The sequence below is a fragment of the Actinotignum timonense genome (assembly GCF_900155575.1).
GTDB lineage: Bacteria > Actinomycetota > Actinomycetes > Actinomycetales > Actinomycetaceae > Actinotignum > Actinotignum timonense.
This window is the reverse complement of record NZ_LT706966.1, coordinates 707,047-723,800: the sequence shown is the minus strand read 5'-3', so window position 1 is coordinate 723,800 and position 16,754 is coordinate 707,047. Positions and strand designations below refer to the sequence as shown.

Annotated in this window: 14 protein-coding genes; 10 read left to right on the top strand and 4 right to left on the bottom strand. The window is 60.1% G+C overall.

What is annotated here, in order from left to right:
* Positions 1 to 10: 10 nt before the first annotated feature.
* The 3 genes from yidD to rpmH are packed head-to-tail and all read right to left on the bottom strand — an operon-like array spanning position 11 to position 975.
* Complete coding sequence (gene yidD / locus CZ322_RS03020) at positions 11 to 337, bottom strand: membrane protein insertion efficiency factor YidD (protein ID WP_219619193.1); 327 nt, start codon at positions 335 to 337, stop codon at positions 11 to 13.
* Between the two features lie 47 nt (positions 338 to 384).
* Positions 385 to 834 carry a ribonuclease P protein component gene (gene rnpA, locus CZ322_RS03015; protein ID WP_087070158.1) on the bottom strand — a complete coding sequence of 150 codons (450 nt, stop codon included), beginning with the start codon at positions 832 to 834 and terminating at the stop codon, positions 385 to 387.
* Positions 835 to 975, bottom strand: a complete 141-nt coding sequence (gene rpmH, locus CZ322_RS03010; RefSeq protein WP_039898524.1) for a 50S ribosomal protein L34 — start codon at positions 973 to 975, stop codon at positions 835 to 837. It abuts the gene before it with no gap.
* A gap of 481 nt (positions 976 to 1,456) precedes the next feature.
* On the opposite strand from rpmH, the gene dnaA reads away from it, so the two are divergent.
* The 4 genes from dnaA (at position 1,457) to CZ322_RS02990 (ending at position 6,759) form a co-directional block, all read left to right on the top strand.
* Positions 1,457 to 3,145 carry a chromosomal replication initiator protein DnaA gene (dnaA, locus tag CZ322_RS03005; RefSeq protein WP_087070157.1) on the top strand — a complete coding sequence of 563 codons (1,689 nt, stop codon included), beginning with the start codon at positions 1,457 to 1,459 and terminating at the stop codon, positions 3,143 to 3,145.
* Between the two features lie 681 nt (positions 3,146 to 3,826).
* Positions 3,827 to 4,957 carry a DNA polymerase III subunit beta gene (gene dnaN, locus CZ322_RS03000; RefSeq protein ID WP_087070156.1) on the top strand — a complete coding sequence of 377 codons (1,131 nt, stop codon included), beginning with the start codon at positions 3,827 to 3,829 and terminating at the stop codon, positions 4,955 to 4,957.
* A gap of 13 nt (positions 4,958 to 4,970) precedes the next feature.
* The gene (recF, locus tag CZ322_RS02995; RefSeq protein ID WP_087070155.1) at positions 4,971 to 6,179 is read left to right on the top strand and encodes a DNA replication/repair protein RecF; all 1,209 of its coding nucleotides are present in this window, start codon (positions 4,971 to 4,973) and stop codon (positions 6,177 to 6,179) included.
* Positions 6,169 to 6,759 carry a DciA family protein gene (locus tag CZ322_RS02990; RefSeq protein ID WP_087070154.1) on the top strand — a complete coding sequence of 197 codons (591 nt, stop codon included), beginning with the start codon at positions 6,169 to 6,171 and terminating at the stop codon, positions 6,757 to 6,759. Before recF ends, CZ322_RS02990 begins: the two co-directional genes overlap by 11 nt.
* A gap of 19 nt (positions 6,760 to 6,778) precedes the next feature.
* Here the strand turns inward: CZ322_RS02990 and CZ322_RS02985 are convergent, their stop codons facing one another.
* Positions 6,779 to 7,150, bottom strand: coding sequence for a metallopeptidase family protein (locus CZ322_RS02985; RefSeq protein ID WP_180948693.1), 372 nt, complete (start codon positions 7,148 to 7,150; stop codon positions 6,779 to 6,781).
* Between the two features lie 148 nt (positions 7,151 to 7,298).
* On the opposite strand from CZ322_RS02985, the gene gyrB reads away from it, so the two are divergent.
* From gyrB to CZ322_RS02955, 6 genes are all read left to right on the top strand, one after another.
* Positions 7,299 to 9,431 carry a DNA topoisomerase (ATP-hydrolyzing) subunit B gene (gene gyrB / locus CZ322_RS02980; protein WP_087070152.1) on the top strand — a complete coding sequence of 711 codons (2,133 nt, stop codon included), beginning with the start codon at positions 7,299 to 7,301 and terminating at the stop codon, positions 9,429 to 9,431.
* A gap of 14 nt (positions 9,432 to 9,445) precedes the next feature.
* Positions 9,446 to 12,070 (top strand): DNA gyrase subunit A, encoded by a 2,625-nt coding sequence (gyrA, locus tag CZ322_RS02975; RefSeq protein ID WP_087070151.1) that lies wholly within the window; start codon positions 9,446 to 9,448, stop codon positions 12,068 to 12,070.
* 1 nt (position 12,071) lies between these two features.
* Entirely contained in the window at positions 12,072 to 12,737 is a 666-nt protein-coding gene (locus CZ322_RS10225; RefSeq protein ID WP_234984437.1) for a DUF3566 domain-containing protein, read from the top strand.
* A complete protein-coding gene (locus tag CZ322_RS02965; RefSeq protein WP_087070150.1) occupies positions 12,730 to 13,419 on the top strand; it encodes a YczE/YyaS/YitT family protein in 690 nt (229 codons plus the stop codon). Before CZ322_RS10225 ends, CZ322_RS02965 begins: the two co-directional genes overlap by 8 nt.
* Positions 13,420 to 13,630: 211 nt before the next feature.
* Positions 13,631 to 14,854, top strand: coding sequence for an IS3 family transposase (locus CZ322_RS02960; RefSeq protein WP_159454980.1), 1,224 nt, complete (start codon positions 13,631 to 13,633; stop codon positions 14,852 to 14,854).
* A gap of 596 nt (positions 14,855 to 15,450) precedes the next feature.
* The gene (locus tag CZ322_RS02955; RefSeq protein ID WP_234984436.1) at positions 15,451 to 16,695 is read left to right on the top strand and encodes an ATP-binding protein; all 1,245 of its coding nucleotides are present in this window, start codon (positions 15,451 to 15,453) and stop codon (positions 16,693 to 16,695) included.
* Positions 16,696 to 16,754 lie beyond the last annotated feature (59 nt).

Here is a 16,754-nt window from a genome sequence, read left to right as displayed (position 1 = left end):
TAGTTTCTCCTCACGCTGCTGGGTGTTCCCGCTTGGGATTGCCCGTAGCGTTGTTCGTATCGTCTAAGGCGTCTTCTTTGGCGTAAAGCTCGAGAAGCTCATCTTGGTCCAATGGTTTGCTTGGCCACTGACCCGGCGGTGGCACTCTGTCTACGCCGCCCTTCGTCAGCGGGTTGCACCGTAGCAAGCGCCACACGGTTAAAAGTGTACCTTTGCCGGTCCCGTGAATCTGTATGGCTTGTATCGCATAGGCCGAACAGCTCGGTGCGTAGCGGCATCGCGGGGGGCGCGCGGCTGAGATTGTGCGTTGGTACCAGCGCACCGCCCGTACCAGCATGCTTTCTTTGCCTTGCCGTTCCGGTTGCGCGCTTGCCGGCGTTTGCGTCATGAAGCGTTCACCGCCCGCGTTTCTTGCTTGCCTGCTGTTTGCGTATGCCCTGCTAGATCCACACTTTGGTATTCGCGTGTTTCGTGCGTACGCGCTGCTTGCGCCCGCGCCTTGGCAAGCGCGCGGTCCAGGTCTTCACCGAGTTGCGCGCTGCTGCTTCCCGCCGCGGCCGGAAAAGCTCGAACGACGACGAGATCGCCGTCGTCGAAAAAATGTAGGCGCGCACGCATGAGATGGCGCAGTTGCCGGTATACCCGATGCCGCACCACGGAATTTCCCACAGCTTTGGATACGACAAAACCGACCCGCACAGGGTGAGGGCCGGTTAGGGTCGATTCCGACTGGGAGCCGAGGATGACTTGGACGCGCCGGGCAGAGCCGCGCGCTCCGGAAAAGGCCGAGTCGAAATCCGCCGAACTCCGCATGCGGTGAACGGCTGGAAGCATTTACTGAGCCGAAATCTTGGCGCGACCCTTGCGACGGCGAGCTGCCAGAACAGCGCGACCCGCGCGGGTCGACATGCGCTTGCGGAAACCGTGTACCTTAGCGCGACGGCGATTATTCGGCTGGAAAGTCCGCTTAACCACGGTGATCCCCTCCACTAGATATTGACGGGCTTATCCACAAGTGGTGGCGGCCCTTCTTGACAAATAACGCGCGGCTGAACCACGCATGGACTAGATGACTTTACGCGAGATCAGGCCGGTGAGTCAAAGGTTTTTAGCGTGCGGTGACCGTTATCTCAAGGATGATCACTGTGAGAAAACACGTACCAAAGCAATTTTTTCGGCCTATACACATCTGTGGAAAAATCTGAGGATAGGTTTTTAAGGCTCCACAGCGCGCAAGTGACCTGTGAATAACAGAGATGTAATTTCCACAGGTGTGGAGAAGCCTGTGGATAACTCGTTAGCGTGTTGCGCGTCATTCACCTACGATAGGCAGACAGATAGGGCATGGCCTCACCAGATACCGTGAAACTTACAGTCGTGATCATCAACGGCGCTCGGATCACCTGGCTGCGAGGCTCGCCCCCTTTTTTCTTGAAAGAGTCCTCAGGAGGATGTCATGGCGGAGATGAACCCCGCGCGCGATGCTTGGCTTGCTGCCTTGGAATTGCTGCGTATGCAGGGCGATCTCTCCGATTCGCAATCCGCTTTTGTGCGCATGGCCCACCCGCTGGCCACCGCGGAGGACATTTTTATGATCGTGGTGGGATCCGAGTTCGTGAAGAACTGGATCGAGGAACACGTTGCCGATCTCATGACCGGGGCGCTCTCCAATATTCTGGGCCACAGCATTCGCCTGGTGATTTCCATTGATCCGAGCGTGAATGAATCCCCGCTCCCGGCTACTGAGCGCCGCGAAACCCGCCCGGTTGAGGCCGCTCCGGCTCCGCGCCGGGCGGAAACTCCCACCGCGCTCTCCCCGGATTCGGAATGGAATAAGTCCGCGACCTACCGTGATTTCACCTTGGAGGAACCGGGAGCTTTCCCTGATGCGCCGGGCGAGCCGGTGGCTCCAGCTGCGCCGTCGGCCCTCAATACCAGCCACGCAAGCGCGCCACATACACCGGCACCGCACGTGCCGGCACCACATGCAACCGCGCCGGTCGAAACAACCGAGCCGACCTCGCTCGCTACCCAAATGATGGCTTCCGGGGAAGAAAAAATTTACGGGAATTCCGCCGATCCGTCGTTTGCGGCGATGTCCACGGCCGCCGGGCTCAACCCGAAATACACTTTCGATAATTTCGTGATTGGGGATTCGAATCGTTTTCCGACTGCGACCTCGCTAGCGGTCTCGGAAGCGCCCGGGACTACCTATAATCCGCTGTTTCTCTACTCGGATTCCGGGATGGGGAAAACGCATCTTATGCACGCGATTGGGAATTATGCGATTTCACTCTACCCGAATATTCACGTGCGCTATATCAGCGCCGAAGAGTTCACCAACGCTTTTATTAACGCAGTGCGTGACGGGCGGCAGAGTGAATTCAAGGATTCTTTCCGCAAAGTCGATATTTTGCTGATCGACGATATCCAGTTCATTGGCGGGCGTGATACCACCGTGGAGGAGTTCTTCCACACGTTCAACGCCCTGACGAATTCCAATAAGCAGATTGTTATTACCTCCGATGTGGCGCCCAATCTGCTCAACGGTTTTGAAGAGCGGATGCTCTCGCGTTTCAATTCCGGGGTGGTGGCCAGTATTGACCGCCCAAATCTGGAAACTCGTATCGCCATTCTGGAAAAGAAAGCGCATGTGGATGGCATTAGTGTGCCGCGCGAGGTGCATGAATATATCGCCACGCATATGACCACGAATGTGCGCGAAATGGAAGGGGCGCTGCGGCGGGTCACCGCCTTCGCGGATCTATCTAAACAGCCGGTTTCGCTTACGCTGTCCGAGATGGTTCTCAAGGATCTCATTACCAATCCTGACTCGGTGGATATTAAGCCGAGCCTCATCATGGCGCAAACCGCGAATTACTTCTCCATCACGATTGATGACCTGACCAGCGCGGATCGTTCCCGGATCCCGGTGACCGCGCGGCAAATCGCCATGTACCTGTGCCGGGAAATGACGGATCTGTCCCTCCCGAAGATCGGTTCGCTTTTCGGCGGGCGCGATCACACCACCGTTATGCACGCGTATCGCAAAATCGATAAGCAGATGGCCGAGCGGCAGACCACCTATAACCAGGTCTCCGAGCTCTCCGTGCGTATTAAGCAGGCCGCCAGCCAGGCGGAGTAGCTCTGTAACTTTGTAACTCGCGTTTCGTCCGTGCGGCACATGTAGTACGGCACGTGTAGTGCGACTTTAGTACGACGACGCAGCCACCTGACTAAGCGGACTCCACTATCGAAGCGACTTTTCGGCTTATTCCAGCGCTTTCCCGCGTTTTCCTCCACCGCTCCAGCACGCCCGCTCCCAAAAACCTGACTAAATGAGCCAAGTCATGTTTCAAGTCCGGCACGTCTATGTCACGCCTGGCTCACAGCCCGCTTCACAAACCGCCCTATTTCCTCACCCACACTACCTGCGCGAACACTATCCACAGGGCTTGCGGATAAGCTGTGGACACGGGCGTAAATTAAGCGGATCGGCGAGATCTAGCGGTGGATAGCCGAAAGCCCAAAGTGTCTCATCCCCCGAAAGCCGATATTATCCACAGCGCCGTCCACAGGCTCATCCACAGCCCAGATCCGCATGCTCGCGCCGTTTCGAACACATTTCCACAGTGTCCACAGCACCTACTACTACCACTACCTATTAACACCCGCATGAACAACAAACGGTCGCCGAGGGTCGGTGCACCCGCGCACCGTAAATTACACTGGTGTAATTACAAAGCCGCTAAATTCTTTTCCTTCCGGGCCCTCCCTCGCGTAAAGTAGCCCTAGACGTTTCTTGTTATTGGGAGGAAGGTTCGCTGTGAAATTGCGGATTGAACACGATGTCTTCGCGGACGCCGTCTCGTGGACGGCACGCACTATCCCCACCCGCCCTTCGCTGCCCATCCTCTCCGGGATCAAAATCGAAGCCAAAGACACCGGCGTCATTGCGCTTTCCTCCTACGATCCCGATATTTCTTCCTATGCCGAAATCACGGGGGATGTGGAAGAAGCCGGAACCATTTTGGTGCATGGGCGCCTGCTAGCCGAATACGCCCGCGCCCTGCCCAATAAGCCCATTGACCTCACGGTTGAAGGAACCAAACTCGATCTGCAATGCGGTTCCTCGCGCATGGTGATGACCTCGATGCCGCTGGAAGATTACCCGGCTGCCCCGCCTCTCGATGGGGTTTCCGGCGTGGTGGACGGCGCGGCCTGGCAGCACGCGGTGGCCCAGGCCGTCACCGCCGCCTCCACCGATGACACCCTCCCGCTTCTCGTCTCGGTCTGCATCGAAATCAACGGTGAAAATATTGCGCTCATGGCAACGGACCGCTACCGCCTGGCCATCGCCAACCTCACCTGGGAACCGGAAGATCCGCAGATTTCCGCGCGCATCCTGGTGCGGGCCAGCCGCCTGTCCGATATCGCTAAGTCCCTCGGCTCGGTGGGTAATGTGCGCATGACCCTGGATACCACCGGCCGTACCGGCCTCATCGGTTTCCGGGCCGCGGACCGCCAGAACGTGGCCCGCCTCATCGACGGGGATTACCCGCAGGTGCGGGCCCTCTTCCCGGATACCGTCAATGGGTACGCCGTGATTGATCGCCTTATGCTGCTCGATGCCATCAAGCGTGCGCGGCTCGTCGTCGAAAAAAATAGTGCGGTGCGCCTGAGCTTCAGCGAAGGCAGCGTGGTTTTGGACGCCGGTCAAAATGATTCGGCACAAACCAGTGAAGCCCTGCCGGCTACCCTCACCGGGGAAGATATTGCGATGGCTTTCAACCCGGCTTACCTGCAAGACGGCCTGACCGCGGTGGATACGCCTTTCGTGCGCCTGTCCTTCACCAGCCCCACGAAACCGGCGGTTATTACCGGCCAGCCCGAAGAAACCGGCTCAGATACGGATGAGTTCCGCCTCCTCCTCATGCCGATTCGCACCTACTCCTAAGGCGCGGGTGTGAGTGTACATCTCTGACTTAGCGCTGGCGGATTTTCGTAATTACCGGCGTGAAGTGGCGCGTTTCCGCCCCGGGGTGACCATCCTCGTGGGCGAAAACGGCCAGGGAAAAACCAATCTGGTGGAGGCCATCGGCTACCTGGCCACCCTCACCTCCCACCGGGTCTCCTCCGATAATGCGCTGATCCGCCAAGGTGCGGCCGCCGGCGTGGTGCAGGCCCGGGTGCTGCGCGGCGAATCGCCCACCACCGTAGAAGTGGAAATTTATGCCGGGCGCGCCAACCGGGCCCGCCTCAATCGCGGGAACGTGCGCCCGATAGAAATTCTTGGCACAATCCGCGCGGTGCTTTTCGCGCCCGAAGATTTGGCGCTTGTGCGCGGCGAACCCGCGGTCCGGCGCGCTTTTCTGGACGACCTCATGGTGCAGCTGCGCCCGCGGCTCGCTTCCGTGAAAAGCGAATACGAGCGCGTGATCCGCCAGCGCGCCGCACTCCTCAAAACAGCCGGAGCCGCGCGCCGCCGCGGGAAAGCCGTGGATCACGCCGCGATTGATGTGTGGGATGAACAGCTGGCCGCCCTCGCCGCCCAGATCGTGGCCGCCCGCGCCGAATTGGTGGCGCGGCTGCGCCCGTACGTCACGGAGATGTACAACGTGGTCTCCGGCAACCGCGGGCACGCCCGTCTCGATTACGCGGCAAACGCGTGGCGCGGCACCTTCACCCTGCCCGATGCCGCCGCGCTTTTAAACGACGACGACGCCAGCTGCCACGCTGTCACCTCCCAGGAAGATGCACTGCGGGATGTGGAAACCGCCCGGGCTTTGCTGCGCTCCCAACTGGATGAACGCCGGGATCAAGAAATTGAGCGGGGTGTGAACCTGGTGGGCCCGCACCGCGATGACCTGCGCTTATCTTTGGGAACCTTGCCGGCCAAAGGCTATGCCAGCCACGGGGAAAGCTGGAGTTTTGCCCTCGCGCTGCGCCTGGCCTGCTGGAAATTACTGAGTGAGGACGGCGAACCTATCCTCCTCCTCGACGATGTTTTTGCCGAACTCGATGCCCGGCGCCGGGAGCGCCTGGCCGAGCTGGTGGCCGGCGCCGAGCAGGTGATTGTGACCGCCGCGGTGGGTGATGACCTGCCCGACAGCCTGCGCGGGGACCGCCTCCATATCGCGGCCGGCAGCATTACCGGGGAGGTTCGCGATGGTGCGTGATGCCGGCGATCTTTTCGCGCTCCACGCCCTGGATGCCGCCCGGGAAGCGGCGTTTCGGCGCGGGGATGTGCGCACTCGCCGCCCCGCTGCCGCCCCCCGCTACCTCGCGGCGAGCGGTGCGGGCGCGCCCGGCGAATCTGGCACCGCTGATCGCATCGGTGACCCGGTGGCCAGCCCCGGCCCGGGCTGGGGCGATGTGGGTTCCGGGGCTCGGCCCTCCTGGCGCGACCCGCATCCGGTCGGTGAACTCCTGGCCCGCACCATCCGCGACCGCGGCTGGCAAAGTCACCTCGATATCGCCTCCGTCTCCGCGCGCTGGGATGCGATTGTGGGACCGAATGTAGCGCGGCACTGCCGTATTGAAGATTTTTCCGACGACGGCGTCCTCACCCTGCGCGCCTCCTCTACCTCGTGGAAAACTCAGATGCGCGCGCTCCTCGCTACCCTTTCCGGGCGGATAGCCGCGGAAATAGGGGAGGGGATCGTCAAGGAGATTGTGATTTTGGGCCCGCATCGGCCCAGTTGGAAGCACGGGCCACTCTCGGTTCCCGGCCGCGGACCCCGCGATACCTACGGCTAGCCAGCCCTACCTATACTGGCTATTCCCAGCCCAGGGCGTGCAGGGCGTCGTCGTCTAAACCGTAAAAATGCCCGACCTCGTGGATAATGGTGACCCCGATTTCCTCCACCAATTCTTCGCGCGTTTCGCACCAGCGCATGAGCGGGCCGCGGAAAATAAAGATGCGGTCGGGAAGTAAGCCGGCATCATCGCCGCGCTCGGTGAGCGCTACCCCGTCGTAAAAACCGAGTACCGCGGGCAGGCCGTCCTCATCGTAATCTTCCGGGCGGAGCATATCGGGTTCGGGCTCCTCCTCCACCAAAAACACCACATTGGGAAGGGAGGTGAGGAAAGCTTCGGGCAGCAGATCGATGGCATCGGCCACCGCCTCCTCGAATTCTTGCTCGGACATCTCCAGCACAGCGGTCCTCCGTCTCAGTTTCGTAGCTGCTTATAGGCTAGAATAGACGAGGGACTCTCCAGCGTAGGTACCTACCAGAACGGCGGTCAATGCGGGAGAGGCCCATTTTTGAGAGTTAGCCTGAAGGAGTGTTCCGCGCGTGTCGGAAACAACGAGTCATCCCGAACCGGTGCAGCAGCCGGAACAAAACCCGGCCTCGCAGCCGGAGCAGAATTCGGCCCCGCAGAATCCGGCCCCGCAGGGCCCTGCGCATCACGTCGGCGAAGTATCCCCCGATCAGTCCTATGACGCATCGAATATTACCGTCCTCGAGGGCCTGGAGGCGGTGCGCAAGCGCCCCGGTATGTATATCGGCTCCACCGGGGAGCGCGGCCTGCACCACCTGGTCTACGAAGTTGTAGATAATTCGGTTGACGAGGCGCTGGCCGGCTACGCGGATACCATCACGGTGACCCTGCGCGAAGATGGCGGGGTGCGCGTGGAAGATAACGGGCGCGGCATCCCGGTGGATATGCATCCCACCGAAGGGCGCCCCGCGGTGGAAGTTGTGATGACCGTGCTGCACGCCGGCGGGAAATTCGGCCAGGGCGGCTACGCGGTGTCCGGCGGCCTGCACGGCGTGGGTGTATCCGTGGTGAATGCGCTCTCCACCCGGATGGAAACCATCGTCAAGCGCGATGGTTATGTATGGCGGATCGCGTACGAAAACGGGGTGCCCACCCGGGAACTGGAACGCGGGGAAGAAACTACCGAAACGGGAACCACCCAAACCTTCTGGGCCAATCCGGATATTTTCGAAACCACGGATTATGATTTCGAAACACTGCGCAAGCGTTTCCACCAGATGGCCTTCCTCAATAAGAACCTGCGTATCAACCTTATTGATGAGCGCCGCTCCGCTACTTCGGAAGGTGATGAAGTCACCGGGGCGGAAGGGGAAGCCGCCGCGGAGGTCCCGGCCAAGCGCGAAGTGTCCTATTGCTATTCCGGCGGGCTGCTTGACTACGTCAAGTTCCTCAACTCGATGAAGAAATCGGACATCATCAATAACGACATCATCTACTTCGAAGCCGAAGATGATGAGAAGCAGATCGAAGTGGAAGTGGCCATGCAGTGGACCTCGGCCTACTCCGAATCGGTCAATACCTTCGCGAATACCATTAACACCACCGAAGGCGGGATGCACGAAGAAGGCTTCCGCTCCGCCCTCACCTCGGTAATCAATAAGTACGCGCGCGAACATGGGCTCCTCAAAGATAAAGACCCGAATCTTTCCGGTGATGATGTGCGCGAAGGCCTCACCGCCGTGATCTCCGTGAAATTGGGCAACCCCCAGTTTGAAGGCCAGACCAAAACCAAGCTCGGGAATACCGAAGCGCGCACCTTCGTGCAGCAGCAGATGTACACCCAGCTCAACGACTGGCTTGATTCTCACCCGGCGGATGCCAAAGAAATTATCCGCAAGGGCACCCAGGCTTTTGCCGCGCGCGCCGCGGCCCGCAAAGCCCGGGAAGCCACCCGCCGCAAATCCGTGCTGGAATCAGCTTCCATGCCCGGCAAGCTCAAGGATTGCACCTCGAATAAACCCGAGGAATGCGAAATTTTCATCGTCGAGGGTGATTCCGCCGGCGGTAGCGCGGTGAACGGCCGCGATCCGGAACACCAGGCGATTATGCCCATCCGCGGCAAGATCCTCAATGTGGAAAAGGCCCGCCTGGATCGGGCGCTTTCCTCGGATACCATCCAATCGCTCATCACCGCTTTCGGCACCGGCATCGGCGATGAATTCGATATCGATAAGCTGCGCTACCACAAGATCATTTTCATGGCCGATGCGGATGTGGATGGCTCGCATATCGCGACCCTCCTGCTCACCCTGGTGTACCGCTATATGCGCCCGCTGATCGAAGCCGGGCACGTCTTCCTGGCCATGCCCCCGCTCTACCGCATCAAGTGGACGAACGCCCCGCATTCTTACGTGTTCTCGGATCGGGAACGCGATGAGGTGCTCGAAGAAGGCAAGGTCAAGGGCTGGCGGCTGCCTCGCGAAGAATCCCAGCGCATCCAGCGTTACAAGGGTCTGGGTGAAATGAACGCGGAGGAACTGTGGGATACCACCATGAATCCGGAATTCCGCACCCTTAAGCAGGTCTCCATCGGGGAGGCCGCCGCAACCGACGAAACCTTCAGTGTTCTTATGGGCGAAGATGTGGATTCTCGCCGCGGCTTCATTCAACGTAATGCGCACGACGTGCGCTTCCTCGATATCTAGGATTTGTCATCATTATGAGCGAAAGCGAAACGACGTCCACGTATAATCACGGCGCGATTATGGAGGTGGATCTCCAGCGCGAAATGGAGAGTTCCTACCTCGATTACGCCATGTCCGTTATTGTGGGTCGCGCGCTGCCGGACGTGCGCGATGGCCTCAAGCCCGTGCATCGGCGCGTTATCTACGCGATGTACGACGGCGGATACCGGCCAGATTCCTCCTTCTCCAAGTCAGCGAAAATCGTGGGCGATGTTATGGGGCATTACCACCCCCACGGCGACGCCGCGATTTATGACACGATGGTGCGCCTGGCCCAACCCTGGTCCATGCGCTACCCGCTAGTATCGGGCCAGGGAAACTTCGGTACCTCCGGTGATCTGGGGGCGGCCGCGCCGCGGTACACGGAAGCGCGCATGGCTCCCCTCGCCCTGGAAATGGTGCGGGATATCAAGGAAAATACGGTTGATTTCGAGCCGAATTACGATGGCTCGCTTATGGAACCGACCATCCTCACCTCCCGCTTCCCGAACCTGCTGGTCAATGGCTCCGAAGGTATCGCGGTGGGTATGGCGACCCGCATCCCCCCGCATAACCTGCGCGAAGTGAATGACGGCGTGCAGTGGTACCTCGCCCACCCGGATACTTCCCGGGAAGAACTCCTGGGCGAGCTCATGCGCCGTATCAAGGGCCCGGATTTCCCCACCGGGGCAACGATCCTGGGAACCCGCGGTATCGAGGATGCCTACCGGACCGGGCGCGGGTCCATCACCCAGCGCGCCGTGGTGGAAGTCGATGAGATCGGGGGCCGTACCTGCCTGGTCATCACCGATCTGCCCTACCAGGTCAATCCGGATCGGCTGCTGGACAAAATGGTGGAGGGCATCAAGGATGGCCGCCTCCCGGGCATTGCTGATATTCGCGATGAGACCTCCGGGCGGGCCGGCCAGCGGATCGTCGTCGTTCTTAAACGCGACGCGGTACCGAAGGTGGTCCTCAATAATCTTTACAAGCATACGCAACTGCAAAATAATTTCCCGGCGAATATGTTGGCGCTGGTGGACGGGGTGCCGCGCACGCTTTCCCTGGACGGTTTCGTGCGGCACTGGGTCGCACACCAGATGGACGTGATCCGCCGGCGCACCGAATACCGCCTCAATGAGGCGCTCAAGCGCATGCATATTCTGGAGGGCTACCTCAAGGCCCTCGATGCTCTCGATGAAGTTATTGCGCTGATTCGGGCGTCGGCCACCGTGGACGTGGCCCGCACCGGCCTTATGGAACTCCTCGATATTGATGAGGACCAGGCCAATGCGATTCTGGAAATGCAGCTGCGCCGCCTGGCCGCCCTGGAACGCCAGAAGATCCTGGACGAATACGAAGAAAAGCGGGCCCTCGTGGAGGATTACCGCGGGATTCTGGCTTCTGAGGATCGCCAGCGCTCCATTATTTCCGAAGAACTCCAGGCCATTACCGATAAGTACGGTGATGAGCGGCGCACCACCATCCTTCCCTACGACGGGGAGATGAGCGTGGAAGACCTCATCCCCGAAGAGGACGTGGTGGTCACGGTCACGCGCTCGGGTTACGTCAAGCGCACCAAGGTGAGCGAATACCGCGCCCAGCACCGCGGCGGCAAGGGGATTCGCGGGGCCTCGCTGCGCGTGGATGATGTGGTCGATCACTTCGGGATTGCCTCCACCCACGATTGGCATTTGTTCTTCACGAACCTCGGGCGGGTGTACCGCCTCAAGGGTTACGAGCTTCCCGAGGGTGGGCGCGATGCCAAGGGCCAGCACGTGGCGAATCTGCTGGCCTTCCAGCCTGGGGAAACGATCGCGGCGGTGCGTTCGATTCGCAGTTACGACGACGCAAAGTACCTGGTGCTCGCCACGAAGTCCGGGCTGGTGAAGAAGACCCCGCTCCAGGATTACGATTCCCCGCGCTCGGGCGGTTTGATTGCGATTAAGCTGCGCGAGCTCGCGGATGGGTCCAGCGATGAGGTGGTGGCCGCTTCCCTCGTGGATGAGGCCGATGACCTGCTGCTCGTCTCCCGCCACGGGATGTCCTTGCGGTTCACCGCGGATGCGGAAGCGCTGCGGCCGATGGGCCGGGCGGCTTCCGGGGTGACGGGTATGAAATTCCGCGGGGATGATTCGTTGCTGACCATGGACGTTGTGCATGATGATTCCCAGGTGTTCGTGATGACCGAGCAGGGCTTTGCCAAGCGCACCAGCGCGGATGAATACCGGGTGCAGGGGCGTGCCGGCATGGGTATTAAGGTGGCAAAGCTGACCGAGGCCCGCGGGGATCTGGTGGGCGCGCTCATGGTGTCCAGCGGTGACGAGGTGCTCGCTATTATGGAATCGGGCAAGGTGATGCGCGCCGCGGTTGATGAAGTGTCGCTCACCGGCCGCAACACCCAGGGCGTTACTTTCGTGCGGCCCGATAAGGGTGACAGAATTATTGCTGTCGCGCGTAATGCTGAGGTGGAGATCGAAGAAGAGGTCCCCGCCGCAGGCGAGCAGCCGGCAGCGGAGGCATCCGCGGAATCTTCGGAAGCTGCTGAGGTGACGGAACCCACGGCAGCTGCGGAAGATGCGGAATCTACAGAACCGGCCGCTGAAACCTTGGAGAACTGAGATGACAGATACACAACACACTCCGGAAAGCGGGCCCGGCCGCGGGCGTGAGGGCGCGGGGCTGGAGGCCACCCGGGTGCGCGGGGCCATGCCCGTGGCGGCGGAGGGCCACACCGGTCCGGCTGCTTCCACTGCTTCCGCGCCGGCGCATTCAGCTATGCAGTACGACGGCGCCGCTGGCGCCCCGGCGCGGGCCGCCAGCGGATCAGCTGGCCCGGCCGTGGGCGGGGCAGCTACCGGGCATCGGGCCAGCGCCTACCCGCGGGTTTCCGCCCCGGAAGGTGCTGCTCCCGCGAAGCAGACCGTGGGCATTCGTCGGATCCGGATGACTATCGCCAAGGTGGAGCCGATGTCCGCCATGAAAATCGGCTTCCTGCTGTCCGTGGCGATTGGCGTGATGATCGTGATCGCGATGATGCTTATCTGGTTCGTGCTGGATGGCATGCACGTGTTCTCGCAGATGTCGGATCTATTTGAGACCCTCGGCAATGAAGAATTGCTGCGGGTGGGCGAATACATGGAATTTGGCCGCTGGATGGCTTTTGCGGTGCTGGTGGGGATTATTCATATTGTGCTTCTGACCGCGCTCTCCGCGATCGCGGCGCTGATCTATAACCTCTTCGCGGCTCTGGTGGGAGGACTGCGCTTGACAGTCACCGATGAGTAGGGCGCGCGCCCCGTGGTGGCTGTGGGTTATCCGCTACCTTGTGCTGGCCCTGGGCCTGTTCATTATGGGCTTCGGTATCCAGCTGGCTATTGCCTCCGACCTGGGTACCTCCCCGATTTCTTCGCTCCCTTACGTGGTTTCGCGTATGACGCCAATCTCGGTGGGCACCCTGACCGGGTGCATGCACGTGGTCTTCATCGTGATTCAGCTGGCTTTGCTGCGCCGCGAATTCCCGCCGCTGGAATTTCTGCAATTACCGATGGCCCTGCTCATGGCCACCGGCATCGACGCGGCCGGCGCGATCCTCGGCCCGATCACCTACTCGAGTTACACCCACCAGTGGCTGCTGTGCCTGGGCGGGGTGGCGGTGCTCGCGGTGGGAATCTGCGTGGAGGTGAGCTCCGGGGCGGTCGTCAACGCCGGTGAAGGCGTGGTCATCGCGATCTACCGAAAAACAGTGCGCCGCTTCGGTGTGCATCGCTGGACTAATTTCGGCGCCATCAAGGTCTATAACGACGCCGCCCTGGTTGCTCTGGCCACCGCATTGTCGTTCGCGGTGCTCGGGGAGCTCGTGGGCGTGCGCGAAGGCACCCTCGCGGCGGCCGTGCTCACCGGCCCGGCCATCCGCTTGGTGACTCCCTGGCTCGGGGTGCCGCTGCGCCGGCTGCTGCGGCTCGCCTAGCCATCAGCCGGCTGGGCGCGCCGGCTTCGCCGGCGCCGGCGTCGTCGTAAAAAATGCGCGCGCAGGTGCGGGTTCCTGGGNAACCGCCACAGTCCGTAAACTGGGCTACCCAGGCCGAGACACGCTCTACAAATGGATCCGGAATAGCAACGAGAAACCAGAGCAGAGAAAACCGAAGAAACACGCCCCTAACCAGAAAATATCAACGGACGTGAAAGTAACTGCCTGCAAGCGATTCCGCAGCGGGGAAAACGCCTACACTATCGCCCAGGATCTAGGAATCGTGAACTGCACAAACATCTATGCTTGGGTTAAAAAGTGGGATGCGGAAGGCAGTCTAGGACTCATGAACGAGAAAGAATGCGACCAGATCAAAGCGAAAACCCGCCACCAACTGGAAGCCCAGCTACCCCAAGACCCGGAAGAATTACGTGCTCTTGTAGCCGATTTAATCGTGCAGAAACGCGTCTTGAAAGCCCAGCTCGAGCTAGCAAAAAAAGGAAAAGCCCGCACAGGCGGGCGCAGTGAAGCGGTAGAGAAAACACGGGTAGCTAACCAGCTACGCTCTACCACGCCGCTAGCCATGGTCTTAGATACCTTGGATTTGCCGGCAAGCTCGTACTATTACACCGCTAAACAGCTAGAGCGGCCTGACAAGCATGCTCGCTTGCGTGAGTTGATCGCTCAGATCGCGCGCGAGGGCTTGTATACGTATGGGTATCGGCGTATCCGTTTAGCGCTTAGAAAGCTTGGGTATGTGGTCTCGGAGAAAGTCATCCAGCGCTTGATGCGGGAAGAGGAAATCCCGGTCAGGTATGCCAAAGCACGCCGGAAGTACTCTAGTTACGGCGGGGAGATCAGCCCGGCACCGGAAAACCTAGTCGAGCGTGACTTCCACGCTGATGAGCCCGGACGGCTTTGGCTCACGGATATCAGCGAGTTCCACGCAGCTAACGGGAAGGTTTATCTCTCCCCGATTATTGACTGTTATGACGGGAAAGTCGTGGCGTATACGAGGGGATTACACCCAACCTCAGTGTTGGCTGATTCCTCCCTTGAAAACGCCCTGGCAACCCTCCCGCACCAGCGTCTAAACGAGCTACAAGCCGGCCAGAGTGAGCATCCACTCGTGATCCATTCGGATCGGGGAGTCCACTACCGGTCTGTGTCCTGGATTGAGCTTACGCGGCGTTACGGGTTGACGCGGTCGATGTCGAAGAAGGGGTGTAGTCCGGATAATTCTGCTTGTGAGGGGTTTTTCGGGCGGATGAAAACCGAGATTTATCACGGGAAGAAGTGGGCTACAACCGATGAGTTATGCGAGGCGATAGACGAGTATATGTTCTTCTATAACCAGAAGCGTATTACCTTGAAGTTCGATGGTTTAACGATTGTGGAGCATCGTCAAGCGGTTTTAAGCGATAATGTCCAATAAACAGTCCGCAGCCCCCTTTGTCTATTAACCCTTAACCCGCGCTACATGCGAGACACCCGGTGGGCTAACACCGGGTGTCTCTGATGGATAGGAGTTCCCTATGGATTCAAGCGAAAAATCTATCCTGATTCAAATGATATGGCGGATTGTCGTAGAGCGCAATTAGGAAAGACTGCGGGAATTGTTTGAGGTGGTGACATCCACGCTTGACATATTTTCCAGCCGATAGTGAATAGTTGACCATAAGCTGAGGGCATAGTTACACCATTAGTCCGCTTATCTGCCCCTTCCTGACTTGGCTCATTTAGTCAGACGGTATCGGTTCAATCCTCTGCGGCTATACGCATGACCTCGTCCATGGAATACCGAATTCCGTCGTCTTGCTCCCGCGCCTGCCGATAGAGTTCCGTATCAATAATTTCTTCAACGAAGTCGCTCGCGCGCTACAAACTGTCTACTGCATCGCCCACAAACTGACGACTGGAATCCCCACAAACTGACGACTCAATTTCCGATAAACTGACGACTATATGGTCCATGAACTGACGACTCCGCCCCAAAAGCGCGAGATATCAGGGAAAATGAAAGCAGGCGATATGGCTCAGGAAAGTATCTCCTACCGCCCTCGGCTGGCCGATAGCGAGCTGGAGGAGGCCCTGGCGCGCGCCGGCGGTGTGCTCGTGACCGGGCCCAAGGGATGCGGGAAAACGGAAACGGCTCGCCGGTATGCCAAGAGCGCGATCCAGGCGGATATCGATCCGCAGCTCGAACAGCAATTGGCGGTGCTCCCGCAGCTTGTCCTTGAGGGCGATACCCCGCGGCTCGTGGACGAATGGCAGGTTTTCCCGGTGCTATGGGATTTGGCCCGGCATGAAATTGATCGGCGCCACCGTCCGGGCCAGTTCATTTTTACTGGCTCCACCGCTCCCGGCGAGGGCGCCGCCCGCCATAGCGGCGCGGGGCGGTTCGCGCGCCTCGTGATGGGGACCATGACCTTCGCGGAAACCGGGCATAGCGACAGCGCCGTCTCCCTGCGTGAGCTTGTGCAATTACCGCCCGGAGCTGCGATTACTCCGGCCTCCTCATCCCTCACCGTCCCGGATATTGCCCAGCGCATCGCGCACGGGGGTTGGCCGGGCAACCTTGAGCTCAACACGGAACAAGCTCGTGCTAATAATCGTGATTATCTGGAGACCGTCTGCGCCGTCGACATTAGAATCCCGGACAATACATATCGCGACCCGCAGCGCGTCGCGGCCCTCCTCACCTCCCTCGCGCGCGGAACCGCAACGGAAATGTCCGTCAGCGCCCTGGCGCGCGATACCGGCCTGGCGCGCGATTCGGTGCGTGATTACCTCGATTCTTTGCAGCGAATTTTTATTACGACGCCGCAGCCAGCCTGGCGCGCGCATCTTCGCTCCGCAGCTCCGCTCCGAGAAGCGCCCAAGCACCACCTGACCGATCCGGCGCTTGCCGCTGCCGCATTGCACGCGAGCGAGCGCGAACTCCTGGACGACCTGGAGTTTCTCGGGCAGCTTTTCGAATCCCAGGTTGTGCACGATCTGCGCTACCTGGCTCGTACCGATATTTATCATGGCCGCAGCGCTGATGGGCTGGAAGTGGATGCCATCCTGGATATTGGTGGGCGAACGGTGCTGGTCGAAGTAAAACTCGGCTCGGTCCCGAGCATTATTGATGGGGCAGCCGCGAATCTACAGCGGTTCGCGCAGCGGTATGTGAAAAGTCCGGATCCGCTGCTCGTGGTGGTGACCGGATCAGGCCTGAGTTACACCCGCCCCGATGGCGTGCACGTGGTGGCCTTCGGAAACCTCGGCGCCTGAGTGATCATGACTGGCGTGAGCGCCGCGCTTCGCACCCCACACCTGAGCGATAGTGGCGG

What these genes read in the sequence shown, in the direction of transcription:
- yidD (WP_219619193.1), bottom strand. Translation starts at nt 337, where the DNA reads ATGCTGGTACGGGCGGTGCGCTGGTACCAACGCACAATCTCAGCCGCG.
- rnpA (WP_087070158.1), bottom strand. Translation starts at nt 834, where the DNA reads ATGCTTCCAGCCGTTCACCGCATGCGGAGTTCGGCGGATTTCGACTCG.
- dnaA (WP_087070157.1), top strand. Translation starts at nt 1,457, where the DNA reads ATGGCGGAGATGAACCCCGCGCGCGATGCTTGGCTTGCTGCCTTGGAA.
- CZ322_RS02990 (WP_087070154.1), top strand. Translation starts at nt 6,169, where the DNA reads ATGGTGCGTGATGCCGGCGATCTTTTCGCGCTCCACGCCCTGGATGCC.
- CZ322_RS02985 (WP_180948693.1), bottom strand. Translation starts at nt 7,150, where the DNA reads ATGTCCGAGCAAGAATTCGAGGAGGCGGTGGCCGATGCCATCGATCTG.
- gyrA (WP_087070151.1), top strand. Translation starts at nt 9,446, where the DNA reads ATGAGCGAAAGCGAAACGACGTCCACGTATAATCACGGCGCGATTATG.
- CZ322_RS10225 (WP_234984437.1), top strand. Translation starts at nt 12,072, where the DNA reads ATGACAGATACACAACACACTCCGGAAAGCGGGCCCGGCCGCGGGCGT.
- CZ322_RS02965 (WP_087070150.1), top strand. Translation starts at nt 12,730, where the DNA reads ATGAGTAGGGCGCGCGCCCCGTGGTGGCTGTGGGTTATCCGCTACCTT.
- CZ322_RS02955 (WP_234984436.1), top strand. Translation starts at nt 15,451, where the DNA reads ATGGCTCAGGAAAGTATCTCCTACCGCCCTCGGCTGGCCGATAGCGAG.